The 16,367-nt window shown below is 64.3% G+C and carries 22 protein-coding genes and 2 pseudogenes; 15 read left to right on the forward strand and 9 right to left on the reverse strand.

Annotation, left to right across the window (positions count from 1 at the left end; translation table 11 throughout):
- Nucleotides 1-86: 86 nt before the first annotated feature.
- From AC1C2R_RS14660 to AC1C2R_RS14670, 3 genes and pseudogenes are all read left to right on the forward strand, one after another.
- A pseudogene (locus AC1C2R_RS14660) lies at nt 87-974 on the forward strand (zinc-binding dehydrogenase); the annotation flags it as partial.
- Nucleotides 975-1,049: 75 nt separating this feature from the next.
- Nucleotides 1,050-1,433, forward strand: a pseudogene (locus tag AC1C2R_RS14665) (VOC family protein); the annotation flags it as partial.
- A complete protein-coding gene (locus tag AC1C2R_RS14670; protein WP_495354360.1) occupies nt 1,430-1,711 on the forward strand; it encodes a winged helix-turn-helix transcriptional regulator in 282 nt (93 codons plus the stop codon). The pseudogene AC1C2R_RS14665 and the gene AC1C2R_RS14670, both read left to right, overlap by 4 nt.
- A 229-nt stretch (nt 1,712-1,940) precedes the next feature.
- On the opposite strand, the gene AC1C2R_RS14675 is transcribed toward AC1C2R_RS14670, so the two are convergent.
- Together AC1C2R_RS14675 and AC1C2R_RS14680 are read right to left on the reverse strand one after the other, a co-directional pair.
- On the reverse strand, nt 1,941-2,657 hold the full coding sequence (locus AC1C2R_RS14675; RefSeq protein ID WP_495380447.1) for an NAD(P)-dependent oxidoreductase: 717 nt from the start codon (nt 2,655-2,657) through the stop codon (nt 1,941-1,943).
- Nucleotides 2,658-2,799: 142 nt separating this feature from the next.
- On the reverse strand, nt 2,800-3,243 hold the full coding sequence (locus AC1C2R_RS14680; RefSeq protein ID WP_495354358.1) for a MarR family winged helix-turn-helix transcriptional regulator: 444 nt from the start codon (nt 3,241-3,243) through the stop codon (nt 2,800-2,802).
- Between the two features lie 152 nt (nt 3,244-3,395).
- Between AC1C2R_RS14680 and AC1C2R_RS14685 the strand changes: the two genes are divergently transcribed.
- Together AC1C2R_RS14685 and AC1C2R_RS14690 are read left to right on the forward strand one after the other, a co-directional pair.
- Nucleotides 3,396-3,803: a DUF2269 family protein gene (locus AC1C2R_RS14685; RefSeq protein WP_495380448.1), complete on the forward strand. Its 408-nt coding sequence runs from the start codon at nt 3,396-3,398 to the stop codon at nt 3,801-3,803.
- A gap of 144 nt (nt 3,804-3,947) precedes the next feature.
- On the forward strand, nt 3,948-4,073 hold the full coding sequence (locus AC1C2R_RS14690) for a hypothetical protein (RefSeq protein ID WP_495354356.1): 126 nt from the start codon (nt 3,948-3,950) through the stop codon (nt 4,071-4,073).
- Between the two features lie 69 nt (nt 4,074-4,142).
- Here the strand turns inward: AC1C2R_RS14690 and AC1C2R_RS14695 are convergent, their stop codons facing one another.
- Entirely contained in the window at nt 4,143-4,967 is an 825-nt protein-coding gene (locus AC1C2R_RS14695; protein ID WP_495354355.1) for a helix-turn-helix transcriptional regulator, read from the reverse strand.
- A gap of 108 nt (nt 4,968-5,075) precedes the next feature.
- On the opposite strand from AC1C2R_RS14695, the gene AC1C2R_RS14700 reads away from it, so the two are divergent.
- The 3 genes from AC1C2R_RS14700 to AC1C2R_RS14710 all read left to right on the forward strand — a co-directional run bounded on the left by AC1C2R_RS14700 (nt 5,076) and on the right by AC1C2R_RS14710 (nt 6,153).
- Complete coding sequence (locus tag AC1C2R_RS14700; protein WP_495354354.1) at nt 5,076-5,378, forward strand: YciI family protein; 303 nt, start codon at nt 5,076-5,078, stop codon at nt 5,376-5,378.
- A gap of 101 nt (nt 5,379-5,479) precedes the next feature.
- Nucleotides 5,480-5,743: a putative antibiotic biosynthesis monooxygenase gene (locus AC1C2R_RS14705; RefSeq protein WP_495380449.1), complete on the forward strand. Its 264-nt coding sequence runs from the start codon at nt 5,480-5,482 to the stop codon at nt 5,741-5,743.
- A complete protein-coding gene (locus AC1C2R_RS14710) occupies nt 5,740-6,153 on the forward strand; it encodes a DUF4260 family protein (RefSeq protein WP_495380450.1) in 414 nt (137 codons plus the stop codon). The genes AC1C2R_RS14705 and AC1C2R_RS14710 overlap by 4 nt, the downstream gene beginning before the upstream one ends.
- Nucleotides 6,154-6,410: 257 nt before the next feature.
- Here AC1C2R_RS14710 and AC1C2R_RS14715 read toward each other — a convergent pair whose 3' ends face one another.
- The 3 genes from AC1C2R_RS14715 to AC1C2R_RS14725 all read right to left on the reverse strand — a co-directional run bounded on the left by AC1C2R_RS14715 (nt 6,411) and on the right by AC1C2R_RS14725 (nt 8,445).
- Nucleotides 6,411-6,791 carry a nuclear transport factor 2-like protein gene (locus AC1C2R_RS14715; protein ID WP_495354351.1) on the reverse strand — a complete coding sequence of 127 codons (381 nt, stop codon included), beginning with the start codon at nt 6,789-6,791 and terminating at the stop codon, nt 6,411-6,413.
- A gap of 203 nt (nt 6,792-6,994) precedes the next feature.
- Nucleotides 6,995-7,804 (reverse strand): MerR family transcriptional regulator, encoded by an 810-nt coding sequence (locus tag AC1C2R_RS14720; protein WP_495380451.1) that lies wholly within the window; start codon nt 7,802-7,804, stop codon nt 6,995-6,997.
- A gap of 59 nt (nt 7,805-7,863) precedes the next feature.
- The gene (locus tag AC1C2R_RS14725; protein WP_495354348.1) at nt 7,864-8,445 is read right to left on the reverse strand and encodes a TetR/AcrR family transcriptional regulator; all 582 of its coding nucleotides are present in this window, start codon (nt 8,443-8,445) and stop codon (nt 7,864-7,866) included.
- Nucleotides 8,446-8,579: 134 nt separating this feature from the next.
- Here AC1C2R_RS14725 and AC1C2R_RS14730 point away from each other — a divergent pair, with 134 nt between their 5' ends.
- From AC1C2R_RS14730 to AC1C2R_RS14745, 4 genes are all read left to right on the forward strand, one after another.
- Nucleotides 8,580-9,170, forward strand: a complete 591-nt coding sequence (locus AC1C2R_RS14730; RefSeq protein ID WP_495380452.1) for a hypothetical protein — start codon at nt 8,580-8,582, stop codon at nt 9,168-9,170.
- Between the two features lie 2 nt (nt 9,171-9,172).
- Nucleotides 9,173-10,750, forward strand: coding sequence for a dihydrolipoyl dehydrogenase family protein (locus AC1C2R_RS14735; protein ID WP_495380453.1), 1,578 nt, complete (start codon nt 9,173-9,175; stop codon nt 10,748-10,750).
- 42 nt (nt 10,751-10,792) lie between these two features.
- On the forward strand, nt 10,793-11,101 hold the full coding sequence (locus AC1C2R_RS14740) for an EthD domain-containing protein (RefSeq protein WP_495354345.1): 309 nt from the start codon (nt 10,793-10,795) through the stop codon (nt 11,099-11,101).
- 61 nt (nt 11,102-11,162) lie between these two features.
- On the forward strand, nt 11,163-12,002 hold the full coding sequence (locus AC1C2R_RS14745; RefSeq protein WP_495380454.1) for an alpha/beta hydrolase: 840 nt from the start codon (nt 11,163-11,165) through the stop codon (nt 12,000-12,002).
- Nucleotides 12,003-12,185: 183 nt separating this feature from the next.
- On the opposite strand, the gene AC1C2R_RS14750 is transcribed toward AC1C2R_RS14745, so the two are convergent.
- The 3 genes from AC1C2R_RS14750 to AC1C2R_RS14760 are packed head-to-tail and all read right to left on the reverse strand — an operon-like array spanning nt 12,186 to nt 14,551.
- Nucleotides 12,186-13,658 carry an MFS transporter gene (locus tag AC1C2R_RS14750; protein ID WP_495380455.1) on the reverse strand — a complete coding sequence of 491 codons (1,473 nt, stop codon included), beginning with the start codon at nt 13,656-13,658 and terminating at the stop codon, nt 12,186-12,188.
- Nucleotides 13,645-14,235 carry an SRPBCC domain-containing protein gene (locus tag AC1C2R_RS14755; protein WP_495380456.1) on the reverse strand — a complete coding sequence of 197 codons (591 nt, stop codon included), beginning with the start codon at nt 14,233-14,235 and terminating at the stop codon, nt 13,645-13,647. Before AC1C2R_RS14755 ends, AC1C2R_RS14750 begins: the two co-directional genes overlap by 14 nt.
- Nucleotides 14,228-14,551, reverse strand: coding sequence for an ArsR/SmtB family transcription factor (locus AC1C2R_RS14760; protein WP_495380457.1), 324 nt, complete (start codon nt 14,549-14,551; stop codon nt 14,228-14,230). Before AC1C2R_RS14760 ends, AC1C2R_RS14755 begins: the two co-directional genes overlap by 8 nt.
- A 109-nt stretch (nt 14,552-14,660) precedes the next feature.
- On the opposite strand from AC1C2R_RS14760, the gene AC1C2R_RS14765 reads away from it, so the two are divergent.
- From AC1C2R_RS14765 to AC1C2R_RS14775, 3 genes are read left to right on the forward strand one after another with little or no spacing between them, the layout of a single operon-like run.
- Nucleotides 14,661-15,236: a dienelactone hydrolase family protein gene (locus AC1C2R_RS14765; protein WP_495380458.1), complete on the forward strand. Its 576-nt coding sequence runs from the start codon at nt 14,661-14,663 to the stop codon at nt 15,234-15,236.
- Nucleotides 15,236-15,580 (forward strand): ArsR/SmtB family transcription factor, encoded by a 345-nt coding sequence (locus AC1C2R_RS14770; protein WP_495380459.1) that lies wholly within the window; start codon nt 15,236-15,238, stop codon nt 15,578-15,580. Before AC1C2R_RS14765 ends, AC1C2R_RS14770 begins: the two co-directional genes overlap by 1 nt.
- Nucleotides 15,580-16,089 carry an SRPBCC family protein gene (locus AC1C2R_RS14775; RefSeq protein ID WP_495380460.1) on the forward strand — a complete coding sequence of 170 codons (510 nt, stop codon included), beginning with the start codon at nt 15,580-15,582 and terminating at the stop codon, nt 16,087-16,089. The genes AC1C2R_RS14770 and AC1C2R_RS14775 overlap by 1 nt, the downstream gene beginning before the upstream one ends.
- Nucleotides 16,090-16,367 lie beyond the last annotated feature (278 nt).

Consider the following 16,367-nt stretch of genomic DNA (forward strand, 5'->3'; position numbering starts at 1 on the left):
TGGTACACCCTCCAGCAGAGACTTCCTCGCGCGGAGGCCCGCGTCTTGACTGGGTTCACGACCTACTTGAGATGAAGGAGCACGCTGTGCGTGGAGTGATGATGTACGGTCCGGGCGATGTCCGGCTCGAAGAGCGGGACGAATCGGAGATCGTCGAACCCACGGATGCGATCATCCGGCTGTCCGCGACGTGTATCTGCGGTTCCGATCTGTGGCCCTACCGCGGAGCCGAGCCGCTGAACACGACCCCGCAGGCGATGGGTCATGAGTACATCGGCCGGGTCGAGCAGATCGGCGCGGACGTGAAGAACGTGAACGTCGGCGACTTCGTAATCGGCTCTTTCGTGGCCTCCGACAACACCTGCGAGATCTGTCAGGCCGGCTACCAGTCCCGCTGCATCCACAACGTGATGATGGGCGAGATCGGCACCCAGGCGGAGCTCGCACGCATCCCGCTGGCCGACGGCACCCTCGTCGCCACCCCCGGGCAGCCTGAAGCCGACCTGATTCCGTCGCTCATGGCCGCATCAGACGTGCTCGGCACCGGCTGGTACGGCGCCGTTGCCGCGGAAGCCGGCCCCGGCATGACCATCGCCATCGTCGGTGACGGCGCGGTGGGCCTGTCGGCGGTCCTGGCCGCCAGACAGCTCGGAGCCGAACGGATCATCATGTTCAGCCGCCACCCCGAACGCCAGGCCCTGGCCCGCGCATTCGGAGCGACCGACATCATCGAGGAACGCGGCGACGAGGGAGCAGCGAAGGTCAAGGAGCTCACCAGCGGATACGGCGCCCACGGCACCGTCGAGGCGGTCGGCACCCAGGAATCGATGTGGCAGGCCATCAACGCCACCCGCCCCGGTGGATACGTCGGATACGTCGGAGTCTCCCACGGAGTCGAACTTGACGGCCTGAACCTGTTCTTCACCAGCGTGCACCTGCACGGCGGTCCTGCCCCGGTGCGTCACTACCTTCCACTCGAGGCCGGCCCGGTCTTGACACCGCACTTCCATTTTGGAAGTGTTGGCTGTATGAGCCTATTCATTACCTGCCCGGTCGAGAGCGTCGAGCGCGCGACCACCTTCTACACCGCCCTCGGCTGGACTCTCAACGCCGAGATGTCAGATCACAATGTGTCGTGCTTCGCGATCGCGCCCGAGCAGTACGTCATGCTCGGCAGCCGCGAGATGTACGCGAGCGTCGGCGCCACCGAGGAGTTGACCGGCGGGCCCGACACCCCCTCGAAGGTGACGGTCTCGTTCGACCTCGGCAGCCGTGAGGCGGTCGATGAACTCGTCGAGCGCGCCCGCGCTGCCGGCGGGCGTGTCGGCGTCATCGATGACTACCCCTTCATGTACCAGCGCCAGTTCGATGACCCTGACGGCTACCACTACTCGCCGTTCTGGATGAAGCCGGACACCGATCCGATCGCGTGAGCGACCTCGCCGCAGCCCTCGACATCGTCGGAGCACGGTGGGCCCTGCTCATCGTGGAGCGGCTGCTCGACGGGCCGCAGCGATACGGGGATCTGCAGCGCGACCTCGGAATGGGGACGAACATGCTCGCGACCCGCTTGCGCGAGCTCGAAGCGGCTGGCGTCCTGCACCGTCTGCCCCTCCGGCACAACACCCGGGCCTATGCGCTGACCGATCGCGGGTTCGCCTTGCGCGCGACTATCGTCGCGCTCGGACGCTGGGGCGCGGAGGAAGCCTAAAACACAAGGGAATCCGCGGGTCTTCGGAGATTTTCGGAGGCGACCGGCAGACGCCCGATTCCTCCAAGGGGTCGCAGGCCCAAAATCCTGCCAGCCCGACTCACGTCGAAGAGGGCCGCAAACGTGCGGCCCTCTTCGCGTATCCCGAGTGCGGCCCTGCTGTCGATTCGATTGCCCCCCCCCGACTGCCACGGGGCTCTGGTGAGTGGGGCGGCCCACAGCGGTCACGCTATTTGGTGTCGGTGACGACCACGGTCTGACGGACGAAGGTGTCTTCCACCGCGGACCGGAGGAGAAAGTCGGCGACGTTCGCGCGGGAGGTCGCGGGGAGGATGGGCAGTTCTGTGACGTCTTCGAGCACGGTAGCGGTGTAGTCGCTGCCGTCCCGGTCGTTCAGCGCTCCGGGGTATTCGAGGGTCCATCGCAGTTCGCTAGCGGCCAAGAGGGCATCGGCTGCGGCCTTGTCTGCGTACTTCTTCCGCAGCGCTGTGCGGAAAATCAGGCCAGCCAGGAATGAGGCTTTGGCGAGGGAGTCTCCCACTCCGAATGCGGACACGATGACGAAGCGATTGACGCCCGATATTTCTGCGGATGCGATGACTGCGCGGACCATGTCCGTGATCAGTGTCGGGGTTTCGCGGATGCTCTTGGCTCCGAGGGTGCTGATGATCGCGTCGTGTCCTTGGGCTGCGGTCGCGATCACGGCGGCATCGGTGACGTCTCCGCTGACTATTTGAGCGCGTCCGTCAACGGTGGCGCCGGCCCGCCGAACGAGGGCGGTGACCTGGTGTCCCTGGTCGAGTGCCTTTGTGACGAAGGGGACGCCGGTGCGGCCGGTTGCTCCGATAACCAGAAACTTCATAATGTTTTGCTTTCTACGGGGAGATGAATGGGTGTGCTCGTGAGCGGCGTCGGGGCGCGCACATCGTGGCAAGCACCCGTTCATCGCTCAACAATCGCGAAGCACATCGATCATGCTAGTCAAGAATGCTGACTAATAGCAGGGAGGATTGAACCCGCCGACGCCCGTTTGCCTCGACGGACGGAGTCAACGTGGCACGGTAGCGGACGACTCGGCGCTACCGGGTTCAACGCGCGTAGGTGTCGGTGATTTCGCGGAGTTGGTCGAGGATCTGTTGCAGCAAGGCATAGTTGCGTGTACCGAGGTAGGCCTCCCATTCTGCGAGGATCTCGTCGAGCGTCGCCATCGCCACGTCGACCGCGCGCTGTCCGCGTTCTTCAAGCACGATGAGACGGGCTCGGCCATCGGAGGGGTCGGGGACCCTGCGCACATAGCCCAGACGTTCAAGCTGGTCGACCAGTACGCCGGCGCTTTGCTTGCTCATCTGCGACTCGTCGGCGAGATCAGTGAGGCGTGAGCCGCCCGGGTCGATGCGTTGAAATACCCGGCACTGGGTGAGGGTCCAATCGTCGAAACCGGCATCCTGCACGGCTCGGAAGATCCGGTCTTCGGCGTATCGGTACGGGATGAACAACGACAGCCCTAAATCAACTCGCGGCTTGTCTTCCATGCTGCTCCCGCCGCCATCGCCACCTGTTCCCACGAACATCTTCCTCTCTCGACGACGTCGCAGCAGCTACATCTGGAACCGGTGCTGCGACGTGCTTATTATAGTAAATATGCTTGACTAATGAGAGCATTGACTCTTGTGAGGAAACCCCCATGTACAACATTGCGCTGTTCCTGCACCTCTTAGGTGTAGTCCTCCTCGTCGGTGCCGTGACAACGAGCTTGCTGGCGGCGCTGCGCGTACAAACCGCTGACTCTGTCGCTCAGCTGCGGTCGGTGACTGCGGTGACGAAGTGGATCGAGGCCGTGATCGTGCCGGCAATGGTGCTCATCATCGTGGCCGGCGTCTATATGGTCTCCCAGCATGGGAGTCAGGGAAAGAATCCCTGGACTGCCGGCTGGGTGGTAACTTCGTTCGCCGTCACCGTGCTGTTGTCGATAATCGACGGCACGATCGAGGGGCGGGATGCGAAGCGACTCCACGCCGCAATCGCGAGTCAACTAAACCGACAGCAGTCCCAAAACGAAACCCCGAGAGCCGTGCCCGTAGGGCCGCGGTAGGGGAACTCGACGACACGGTGCAACTCGTCGATGTTCATCCACGGGCCCGACCCGGCCAGATGGTCATTCGAGCCCCGTTCCAACACGGTGACGGCGAGGGGGGCTCTCTGTGCCGTGCAAAGCGATGTTGACTCTGACGTCGCGATGCGTACGGCCACCATCATCATCGCCACGATTCGCGGTCTCCTTCTCGACCTTCTCGCCACTGGCGACCGTGAACGAGTCCAGGTCGCCGCCGATGCGTTCATCTCCTCGCTGGCAGCGAACTGACCTGGTGATCGCGTGACAAATCCGTGGCTGCGGCGCTGAGCACGTTGTGCATGCTCGTGTGAAAGCGGCTCAGCGCGAGGGCTGTTGTACGCCGAGAGTTCGAGCAAGATCATATTTGGAAGCGTCGGCGGAACCGGGCTCCACCGTGTAGGTGATGATCCGCAGATCTGTCCCGATCGTGGTGTACACGTCGCAGTCGACGGTGATTGGACCGACGATTGGATGCAGGAAGGTCTTCTCCTCGGACCGTTGCGCGACGGAGGTGCCCTCCAGCCACATTTCTTCAAAACGGTCGATGCGACGCAATCGCTGTAGAAGCTGCTGAACGGAGCGGTCCTTGGGATACCGCAGCGTCGCGTTTCGCATATCCGTCACTAGGGCGCGCTCGAAACGTTCGATGTACGCCGCGCTCATCAGGACATTGGGCGCTGTTCCGGTGAACTGCGCTTCGATGAGGTTGTAGTCGCGGTGCGGTTGCCCGAGCATGGCCTGCCAGGACGCGTTTACGGTGAGCAGGGTCCAGTGCATCGTATAGACGCCGATCGCAACATCGGGAGCGCGGAGGAGAAGCCGCTGCACGCTTCGCGGGATGTGGGTTGGCACGTTCGTCGGCAACGGGATCGGTAGCCCCGCCGCCTGGAACAGCTGATCGCGTTCTTCGGCAGACAGCTGTAATGCGCGCGCCAACGCCCGTGCGACCTGCACCGACGGGTTTTGAGAGCGGCCTTGCTCAAGTCGAACGAGATAGTCCACGGACAGCCCTGCCAGCATCGCCACTTCCTCCCGACGAAGACCCGTCAATCGGGCGGACACCGCAGGAAGACCCACCGTCGCGGGCTTCAATCGGGCGCGCCACATGTTCAAGAGCTTGCTGAGTTCGCCACGGTCGGTCATGGCTCCATTGTGCAAGAAGCCTCGCAATGGCCACTGGTACCAGGAGTCCTACCCGCATTCTCCCGGCTGCCGCGATGCTAGTCACATCCACCTAGAAAGGAACCCATCGTGGCTGAAATCTTCACCGTCGAGTACTCCTACCCGACCGATACCACCCTCCAGAACGAGCACCGTCCCGCTCACCTGGCCTACTTGCGAGAGCGTCTGGAACAGGGTGAGCTCCTGCTTTCCGGGCCGCGGGGCCAAAACGAGGCTCCCGGCGGGCTACTCATCTACAAAGTCGCGGACCGCGCCCGCATCGACAACATCGTCGACAACGATCCTTTCGTCGTTCACAACGTTGTCGTGGACAAGCGCGTGCACAATTGGCGTCCCATCTTCGGACCGGCATCGTCCGCATTCGCTGCCTAATTCTCGGCCTGGCCGCGTGGCAGCGCCGGCGGGGATCACAATCCTTCGCCGCCGCTGCTTCGCACTTCCCACATCAACCCTGAACGATCGGACTCCCTCCCATGCGACTACCTCGCCACAAATTAGCCCTCATCAACTGGATAGCGGTGTACCCACTCATCACGCTGACTCTCTGGTTGTTACTCCCGCTCTTGACCGAGTACCCGCTTTGGATAACGACCCTCATCGTGTCTCTCATCCTCGTCTCGCTGATGAGCTTCCTTGTGATGCCCCTCATGCTGCGACTGTTCGCACTATGGCTTACGGCTCGGACCAGCGTGACCGCCCCAGAGGCGGCCCTAGCAAATGGAGAAGATCACAAATGAGAAATGGTGGCCTCACAGAGCCAGTAGTCATCCAGCGCATTGAAGGTGCCTTGATCACGGCTCTCTCGCTCGTGGGCACGATCGTCATCGCCCCAGACTGGTGGTGGATGCCGCTGGCGCTGTTCTTGGTGTTCGATCTGTCCCAACTCGGATACCTACGGTCTCCCACCGCAGGAGCAGCCTGGTACAACGCCATTCATACCTACGCCTGGGCGGCCGTTCTGGGTGTCGTCGCGCTAGTAGCCAGCAGCTTCGCGCCCGCTCTGTCGATGTGGTCCGGCATCATCGCCTTCGCCTGGGCATTCCACGTGGGAGTTGACCGGGCTCTCGGATATGGCCTGAAGTTCCCGGATGCCTTCACGCACACCCATATGGGATGGATCGGAAAGGACAGGGAAACGCGTGCCTGAGAGCGACCCCGCGGCGCGGATCGTCGACCGACGGGCGCCGGTAGCTTTCGTACCTTCAGGGCATCAACCGCACCCTGGTCCGCAGCCCGGTCGTCGGCGCGACCGGCGGCAGCAGGGTCATCGCGGCGAGGTCGCGATCCAACGCGTCGATCGGGCGGCCGAAGCCGTGCATGTCCCGGGAGTTCGCCCGCGGCAGCCAGTCAGTCAGCTGCGTATTGAAATCGACCGGTGAGCCGAACAGCCGGGGCGCAGCATCCCTATTTGTCGTATTTCCAAGGTGCGATCACGAGCTCCGCGATCTCGTCCCCGTGAATCGTGAACTGAAACCTCAGTTCCGCGACGCCCCCCGGAAAGTTGCCTTCCAAACGAGCCAGCACCACCCACCGGTCCGGTTCGTCACTGCGCTGCCCGATCAGCGTTGTGGTGTAGGTGAATTCCGTCGCCGCCGTGGTCAGCCAACGGTGGATGGCGTCCAGACCCTTGTATCGGATGCCTTCGTCGGTGACGCTCGCGTTTGACGCGAAGACATCCAAGATCGACTGCCGACCGCGTGTGTCGTCTTGCGCGCTGAGGTAGCGGACGACCACAGCAGGCAAGGCGCGAGGGTCGTAGGGAGGGAATACTTTCGATTGCGTCATATGTGTGCTCCGACTTCTGTGCAGACGTGGTGGACATGCGAGGTTCAGACGGCCTACCTGATGGGCGCGCCAAAGCGGGCTCACCGCACCCGTCGATGACGGCCCGCCCGAAGCGCGTACCGCCCGGCCGCCTTCTGATCCGCGCATGACCTCAGGTTGGGCCTTCCCCTCAGGGGAAGGTCCAACGCTTCCGTCAGCCAGTTTCAGCGCGATACACGGAAGATGGGCCAGCCGATCTCCGTTACGGCGCGTCGGTCGATTCCCGGGAACCCCGCCATGTAGGTCTCGCGTACGGGCGCGTCGGTGCCGAGCTCGTGACGTGCGACGTGCTCGCCGAGCGCGGCGTAGACGCGAGGAACCGTCTCATCCGGGCCGTCATGGATCGCGACCGCCAACTCGACAGCAGGCAGCTCCAAGATTGACGCGTCGCCGCTGACCGCATGGTCATCGAACCCCGGCATGAGCGTCAGGAAGACTGTCGCAGTCCCATACTCTTCCGCGAACAGTTCGTTGGGCCAGACTCCGCCGTACGTCGCGGTCGACGCCGGGTCCATCCGCTTGGCGATGCTCCGGAGAGCGGTGACCGATGCTCTGAACCACTCTCCAAGCTCCTCCAATGCGATGGCTTCGCGGATGGCGACGACTCGTGTTTCGGGAACGCTGCGGTGGGTTATCTCGATCGGCGGGCTGGTGGGCTCGAGTATGGCTCGCAGACTCGCTACAGCGGCACGCGTCGCGTCGAGTTTCCTTTCCATCCGCTCGAGATGATCCACCATCAGCTCCGCCCGTGCTTCAACGTTCGGCATTGCGAGGACATCTCGAACGGAATCGACGGGCACGTCGAGTCCGCGCAAAGTCCGAACGATCTGCGCATCGGCGATCTGCTCTGGCGCATACAGCCGGTAGCCGTTTTGGTCATCGACGTGAGCAGGGGTGAGCACCCCGTTCTGGTGGTAGAAGCGAAGCGCCTTAGCACTCAGACGAACCGCACGCGAGAAGTCGCCGATGGTCATGAGTGTTTCCACACGACGATTCTGCCCGACGTGAGCGGCCGCGCCGCCAGTTCGCGGAGTCACCCTTCGCCGGCGTCGGCTTCCAGGCCGCTGCGATAGACCAGGAGTCCCTCGACACCCCGCAGGAAGGTCGCGCAGATGGGTTGCGGGTCGGTCAGAGAGCCGGCGGTCATCGCGCCATCTCGGAGCATCACGAAATGCCGTGCCGCGGGTTCTGCGTCAATCTTCCCGGTCTGAGCGAAGAGCTCGATCATCGTCGTGAGAAACCACTCCCGATGGTTGAGGACGGCATGGTGGACCGGGTGGTCGGGGTCGGGGTATTCGGCCGCGGCGTTGAGGAATGCGCACCCTCGGAAGTCTGCGCCCTGGATGTCGTCGGCGATGGCCTGGGCGACTGTGCGGATGATGTCGTCGGGGTCGGCGCCGGAGTTTCGCGCGGCGTCCGTCCGGGCACGGATCGCCTCGTCGATCCGCGTGAGGTAGGCGACGAGGAGGTCGTCCTTGCTCGGGAAGTGCCGATAGAGCGTGGCGCGGGTGACCTGTGCTTCGGAGATGACGCGATCTATCCCCACAGCGCGTAGCCCGTCGGCGTAGAAGAGTCGACTGGCGGTGTCGAGCAGTCGGGTTCGTGCCTCGGACATGTGTGTTTTCTTCCTGATCGAGTGCTGTGTTCTCGAGTCTACCAGATAGATAGAACGATCGGTCTTGACAAACCGGGATCGACTGCTGCATGCTCGGTGTACCGACCGTTCTATCTATGAGAAACAGAGAGCATATGTCCGCTTCAGTCCACACCGGCGCCGGCGCAACAGGAGTTGTCTTCGACGCCACCAGTAATACGAAGGCCCTGCGAAACCTGTACTTCGTGCGATTCGGGTTCGCTCTCACCTGGGCGATCCTGCTGATCGCGACCGCGGAGTCGATCAACCCTGGCGCGATCGCCTTGCTCGTCATATACCCGTTGCTCGACGTCGTGGCAGCGATCATCGACTTCCGCTCTTCCGGTTCCAGTCGGCCGAAGGCCCCGCTCTACGTCAACATCGCACTGAGCCTGGCAGCCGCGATCGGCCTCGCCGCTGTCGTCGGCTCCGGCATCCCGGATGTCCTGCGAGTTTGGGGTGGCTGGGCGATTTCCGCGGGAATCGTCCAGTTGATCGTCGCGATTCTGCGCTGGCGCATCGGCGGCCAGCTCGCACAGATCCTGAGCGGTGGACTTTCCGTGCTCGCGGGTGCCGGCTTCTTTTTGGTGGCCAGCGGCCCGAATGCCGCGCTCATCATCGTTGCCGGCTACGCGATCCTCGGTGGCCTCTTCTTCCTGATCTCGGCAATCCAGTTGCACCTCGTCATCCGAAAGGCGGGGAAGTGATCATGACCGAAGCCATCCGACCGTCCCTCATCGCATCAGGCGTCGACATGGATTCCGTCGTCGACGTGATCGTCATCGGCGCCGGAGCGGTCGGCGAGAATGTCGCCGACCGGGTCGTGCAAGGCGGCCTGACCGTGACCATCGTCGAACGCGAACTCGTCGGCGGTGAGTGCACGTACTGGGCCTGCATGCCCACCAAAGCCCTCCTCCGCGATGCTGCGGCCCTCCGAGCTGCCCGTGCCCTTCCCGCCGCCGGGCAGGCCGTAAGCGACATCCTCGACCCGTCTCTCGTGTTCGCCCGTCGGGACCGGTTCGCGGAGCATTGGCACGACTCCGGTCAGGTCGGATGGCTGCACAGTGCCGGCATCACCCTGGTCCGCGGACACGGACGGATCACCGGCCCTCGCACGGTGACCGTCACCGACACCGGCGACGGCACGACGACGACCCTGCGGGCACGCTATGCCGTCGTCATCGCCACCGGCAGCAGCGCGTACATTCCGCCGATCGCGGGACTGGCGGACGTCCAGCCGTGGACGAACCGCGAAGCCGTGGCCACCAACAAGGTCCCGGACCGCCTGGCGATCATCGGTGGCGGAGCCGTCGGCGCCGAGATGGCGACTGCATTCAACGCACTCGGGTCCCAGGTGTCCCTGATCTCCCAGACGCGTCTGCTCTCCCGAGCCGAGCCGTTCGCCAGCGAGTACGTGACCGACGCACTCCGGTCAGCCGGCGTCGCACTGCGCCTGAATGTCGACGCCATCGAGGCTCGACGGAACGGATCCGGCACTCTCGAGATCACCCTGTCCGACGGCAGCACCGTCGCGGCGGACGACGTTCTCGTCGCCACCGGTCGTACCGCGAACACCAAGGACATCGGCCTGGACCGGCTCGGCCTGGAACCGGGCAGGTGGCTGACGGTCGACGACACCCTCGCCGTGCTCGACCGCAACGGCATACCGGTCGGCGACGACACCGCCGCCGATCCTGGCGCAGCCTGGCTCTTCGCCGCCGGCGACGTCAACCACCGTGCACCGCTGACGCACCACGGAAAGTATCAGGCTCGCGCGCTGGGCGACGCCATCGCAGCACGAGCGAACGGCGCAGAAGTCGGCCTGGACCCGTGGGGACGCCACGCCGTGACCGCAGACGAACTGGCCCTCACGCAAGTGATCTTCACCGCACCCGAGGTAGCCACCGTCGGACTCACCGCACAGGAGGCCGCGGCAGCTGGACGAGACACACGGGTCGTGGACTACGACCTCGGAAAGGTCGCCGGTGCCGCACTGCACGCAGACCAATATCGCGGCCAGGCCCGCATGGTCATCGACGCGGAACGCAACATCGTGATCGGGTTCACCGCCGTCGGCCCGGACGTCGCCGAACTCCTCCATGCCGCGACGATCGCCATCGCCGGTGAGGTGCCGCTGGACCGGCTCTGGCACGCGGTGCCCGCGTATCCGACCATCAACGAGATCTGGCTCCGCCTGCTTGAGACCGACGGCCGAGATCACGGCAAAGCCACCCACGACAGAACCCTCGTCACCGTCGACTCCGCGACCGGCGAAGCAGTCGCCTGACCGTCCCACCAGCACATCACCACTCAACGCAAGGAGCTCCACATGCCCACGAAAATCACTCTCATCTTCGACAACCCCATCGACCCCGGCGCATTCGAGTCCGGTTACCCCGAATTGGTCGACCGTGCCCGGAACGTTCCCGGTCTCCTGAAGATGGAGACCTCCAAGGTCTGGCCTAAGGAAGACGGCACCGCCACTCCGGCGTACCGCATGATCGACCTGTACTTCCCCGACTACGAGGCAGCGAACACGCCATTGGGCACGCCCGAAGCGGGGGCGTTCTTCCGGCGCGCCAGCGAACTCGCCACCGGAGGAATGACAGGACTCTTCTCCAACGTCGAAGAGTCCTGAGCCGCGTCCGGGGATCACCCGGCGAACCATCCACCACGAAAACACACGAAAGGAAACTCAAATGAACACCCAATTTCCCAAGCGCCTCACCCAGGTCGCCGTCGCCGGCGCTGCAGCGACCGCAGCGCTCGCCCTCGGAGCCGGCGCCAGCGTGGCGCAGGCCGAACCCGGCCACAACCCCGGCCAGCAGCCGGCCGAGAAGCCCACAGTCGTCCTCGTGCACGGCGCCTGGGCCGACTCGAGCGGCTGGGGCGGTGTGATCACCAAGCTCGAGAAGGATGGCTACCCGGTGCTCGCCGTCGCCAACCCGCTACGCGGCCTGGCGTCCGACTCGGCCTACGTCCGCAGCATCCTCGACTCGATCGACGGCGACGTGGTCCTCGTCGGCCACTCCTACGGCGGTGGGGTCATCACGAACGCCGCGACGGGCGCCGACAACGTCAACGCCCTGGTCTACACGGCGGCCTTCGCGCCCGACGAGGGCGAGACCTTGGGCCAGTTCAACGACCCGGTGAAGTACCCGGGCGCCGAACTGACGCCCGACTCCCTCATCGTGCGCCCCTACCCCGGCGGCCTCGACGCCACTATCGACCCGGCGCGGTTCCGGCAGATCTTCGCCGCGGACCTGCCCGCTCGTCAGGCCGAAATCATGGCCGCGACCCAGCGCCCGACCAACGTGGCGGTCCTCGAGGAGCAGACCGGCGAGCCGGCGTGGAAGACGATCCCCAGCTGGTACCAGGTCTCCAACCAGGATAAGGCCCTGTCCCCGGTCGCGCAGCGCTTCTTCGCCCAGCGGATGGGCGCGCAGACCACCTCGATCAACGCGTCGCACGCCGGGTACGTCTCGCACCCGGCCGAGACTGCGAAGCTGATCGAGACGGCCGCCCGTGCGACCAGCTGACCACCCTGTTCACGCACCGGGCGTGCGGGCCACATCGGCCCGCACGCCCGGTGCGTGCTGCACGACGGCTACCCCGACGCTCGTACGCTCCGTGTCGGATGCGGCCTCCCACACGTGGATCGGCAGCGCGCCAACCCGGGCCGTCGAGGGACATCAGCTCGTAAACGACGACTCTTCTCGGACTCATGTCGTGTGAGCTCCTGTGTCTGGGGTGGGTTGCGCCGCGGGTTTGCCGACCAAAACTGCAGCGGCGACGCCCGCTAGGGCCATGCTGAGGGAAGCGATACCGAGGGCGAGGCCGAAGCCCGCGAGTTCTGCTTCTGGCGCGGCCGTGCTCGTCGCTCCGACATCGGATGCGTATCGCACGGCGATACTCACGAATATTGCGAGGCCAAGAGCCCCGCCGGCGTGGGTCATGGTGGCTTGGATCCCCGATGCGAGCCCAGCATCTTGTTCGCCGACGCCGGACAGTGCCGTGGTCGTCATTGAGGGCAGGAGAACACCCTGGCCGAGGCCAACGACCACCATGCTGGGTGCAATCTGCCACCAGTAGTTTGCGTCCGGCGACAGGAGGGCGACAGTCAACCCCAGCCCGAGGGCGGTGAGAATGCAACCTCCAGCAAGCACCGTGCGGAGGCCCACGCGAGGAATCATGGTCGAGCCGAGGGCGAGACCCGCACCGATTGCGATACCGATCGGCAGGTAGGCGAGCCCCGCGGTCAGCGGCGTATAGTGCAGGATGCTCTGCACGTACAGGCTCAGGATGAACAGGAACGAGCCGAAGGCGGCCGCATTCACGAGCGTCACCGCATTGGCGGTCAGCCGGGTCCTGTTGGCGAAAAAGGCGGGCGGGATCAAGGGTCGGCTGCTTCGAGCCTCGATGAGGAACATCAGCGCAAGCAGCGCTACTCCCACGATGAGCGGGACAACGACGTCAAGGGCAGTCCAAGAATTCTCTGATGCCCTCAGCAGCCCGTAGATGACGGCGGCAAGTCCGAGAGTTCCGGCGAACATCCCGGAGAACTCGGGTCGAGCGGCGTGCGCCATTCGGCTTTCCCTCAAGAGGCGAGGTCCAAGCACGAGAACCAGGAGCACTACGGGAAGGGCGATGAGGAAGACATAGCGCCAACTCGCTACGTCGGTGAGCACCCCGGAGATTACGGTGCCGGTCACGCCACCGATCCCTGCGAGTGCACCCCAGACGCCGATCGCCTTTGCTCGTTCCGGTGTCTCGGGGAAGAGTACGACGATGAGCGCGAGTGCGGCGGGTGCGGCGATCGCATCGCCGATCCCTTGGATGACCCGGCCGGTGACGAGGATCCACCCAGTTGGCGCGAGGCCCGCGAGGGCGGAGCCCGCGGCGAAGACGATGACTCCCGTAAAGAACATCCTGCGTCGGCCCGCGAGGTCGGCGATGCGTCCGCCGAGCAGCAGTAGCCCTCCTGCGGTGAGCGCATATGCGTCGACGACCCAAACGAGGTTTGCGGGGCTGAGGTCGAGGTCAGTGCCGATGCGAGGAAGAGCAATGTTGACAACGGTGAGGTCGAGAACGAGAAGGAATTGCATGACCGCCAGTACTCCGAGGGCCTTCCACCGGCGTGGATCGGCCGGTGGGGCGACGCCGTTCGCGACGGGCCGCGTTTCAGAGGTCGACATCGCCGCTTCCGATTTTCTCCCGCAGGGTCCGCCCAGTCTCGAGAAGACTCTTCAAGTCGCGCAGCATGTACGGATGGCCTCCGCCCGCACCGAGGCGTTCGAAGTCCCCGCTCACCACTGCGGCCATATGAGGAGCTCCGAGGAGATCGTGCGTTACGGTCAAGCGGGAGCGGCCATCCCCCAAGCGCTTGATCGCATATCGCACTTCGGTGGCAGGCTCATCGGCGGATTCCGGATCAACCAAGAAGCGCATTCTCGTCGCAAGCAGCGAGGGCGGATCGTAGGCAATAACGACACCCTCGATGATGATGTCGGGCGCGGGAACCGTGCCGTCTCCGGCAACAACGCGAAGGTGCGGCGGTTTTTCAACGAAGTAGCGACCTCCGACCCGCGGCTCGACCACAGCACGTCCGCCGTAACCGTATCGGGCTGTCCAATCGGGATCGGTGATTGCCTCCCAAATGCGCTCGGGCGAGACGGCGATCTCGATTTCGTATATCTGAGTCGTAGCGCGGCGGCGTGATGCCGCCAGGTCTTCGTCGCGCAATCGCGGCACAACAGGAGTGTCGTCATTCATTTCCATGCTCCAATGCCTCTTTCAGTTCGGTCAGCGCTCCGACGCGCTCGGCCGTGTACTTGTCGATCCAGCGGTCGTGGATGAGCCGGATGGGCACGGGGTTCAGGTAGTGCAGCTTCCACCGTCCGGATTTTTTGGTCGTGATGAGTCCGGCCCCCTCAAGCACACCGAGATGTCGCATCACACCGAACCGGGTGAGTTCGATGTCGCGCATCAGTTCCGCAAGACTCTGCCCATCGCGGACGAACAGCCGATCCAGTAGCAGCCGCCTCGTCGAGTCGGCCAACGCTTTGAATACCAGTTCGTCGTCGTCCATAGGGCTCAATATAGGTGCCAAGGTTGTCACGTGTCAAAGTAGTCACCTATGATGCATTCGAACGAGAGATCGATCGACGTCGCCGATCGACGAGGACGAAGGAGTCATGATGGCCGAAGTACTGCTCTTCCATCACGCGCTCGGCCTCACGGAGGGTTTGCACCTCTTCGCGAACGAGCTACGTCAAGCGGGCCACACCGTGCACACGCCCGGTCTATTCGAGGGGCGCACCTTCGACTCGATCGAGGCCGGTGTCGCATACGCCGACGAGGTCGGTTGGGATGAGATCATCGCACGCGGCGAGCACGCCGCGCGTGCGCTGACCAACGAGCTCGTCTACGCAGGCTTCTCGCTCGGGGTCATGCTCGCGCAGAAGCTCGCCCAGACCCGTACCGGCACGAAAGGCGCGCTGTTCTTCTACTCCTGCGTCCCCGTCGCGGAGTTCGGCGGGTGGCCTGCCGGTGTTCCGGTGCAGATCCACGGGATGGATGCCGACCCGATCTTCATGAAGGAGGGCGATGTGGAGGCCGCCCGTGAACTCGTCGAGTCAGCCGACGCCGCCGAGCTGTTCCTCTATCCGGGCGACCAGCACTATTTCGCGGACCCCTGCTTGCCGAGCTACGACGCCGCCGCGACGAAACTCCTCACGCGACGCGTGCTCGAGTTCCTCGCGCGGCGTCAGTGATGGCCCAACCGCACGCGACATTGGTGCTTGAGGCAATTGCGGAACCGACGCGGCGACGCATCCTCGATACCGTGCGCGACGGTGAATGCTCCGTCGGCGACCTCGTCGCGCACATCGGCATGAACCAACCCGGGATTTCGCGGCATCTGAAGGTGCTGCGCGACGCTGGTCTCGTCTCCGTTCGCCGTGATGCACAGCGCCGGCTTTACCGCCTTCGGGCCGAGCCGCTGCAGGATCTCGACGCCTGGCTCGAGCCTTACCGCGCGGAGTGGTCAGGCCGTCTGGACGCACTTGAACGGCACTTGGAACGCACTTCCCCCGAAATCCACAAGAAGGAGAACTGATGATCACCGAACTGGCTACCCTCGAGCGCACCGCGATGGGGGGCCTCGTTCGTTTCGAACGGCGACTTCCCTACCCAATCGGGGACGTGTGGGCGGCGCTCACTGAGCCGGAGCGGCTGGCCGATTGGTGGCCGCCGGTCGCGACCGACGTCACCGTCGACCTCCGCGAAGGCGGATCGATGACTTTCGACTGGCCCGACGGCCCGGAACTCGAGTTCCGCTTCCTGCGCATCACGCCACCGACGCTTCTCGAACACACGCACACGAGCCCCGGCTCGTGGATGCGGTATGAACTCGACCCGACGGATGAGGGGACGCTCTTGCGTGCCACGTACTTTACGCCCGAACCGGACCAGGCTATCGAGCGCGGCGACGTCGTCGGCGGCCACTACGGCTTCGACCGTCTCGAGGCGGCGCTCTCAGGACACCCCATCCCAGTTGATTTTCAGGCCTTTGCGTCACTGCAAAGCGTCTACGCCGAACGGGGTCTCGCGGCGGCGACCACGTGATTCGTTTCGATCGCCCGTCAGAAGTAGGGGCGTCGAAGTGCTCTTAATCGAGCAGAGAGAGGACAACGCTGTTCGGCACGATTGAATTTGACCGAAATGGTGGCTCGCGTACCAATGTCTTCAGGCCGGTGCGAGGAGAGATAAGAAATGAGCATAGCGAGAACGACACGAGTGACGTGCGGACCGCGAACGTTTCAACCGGGGCGGCAGAAGGTGACGTCTACACGTCGTTGCCGGCGGCCATGACCGGGAGGGCAAGCCCTGCGAAGGCGGCTATC

The sequence above is a fragment of the Agromyces sp. Y182 genome (assembly GCF_059445385.1).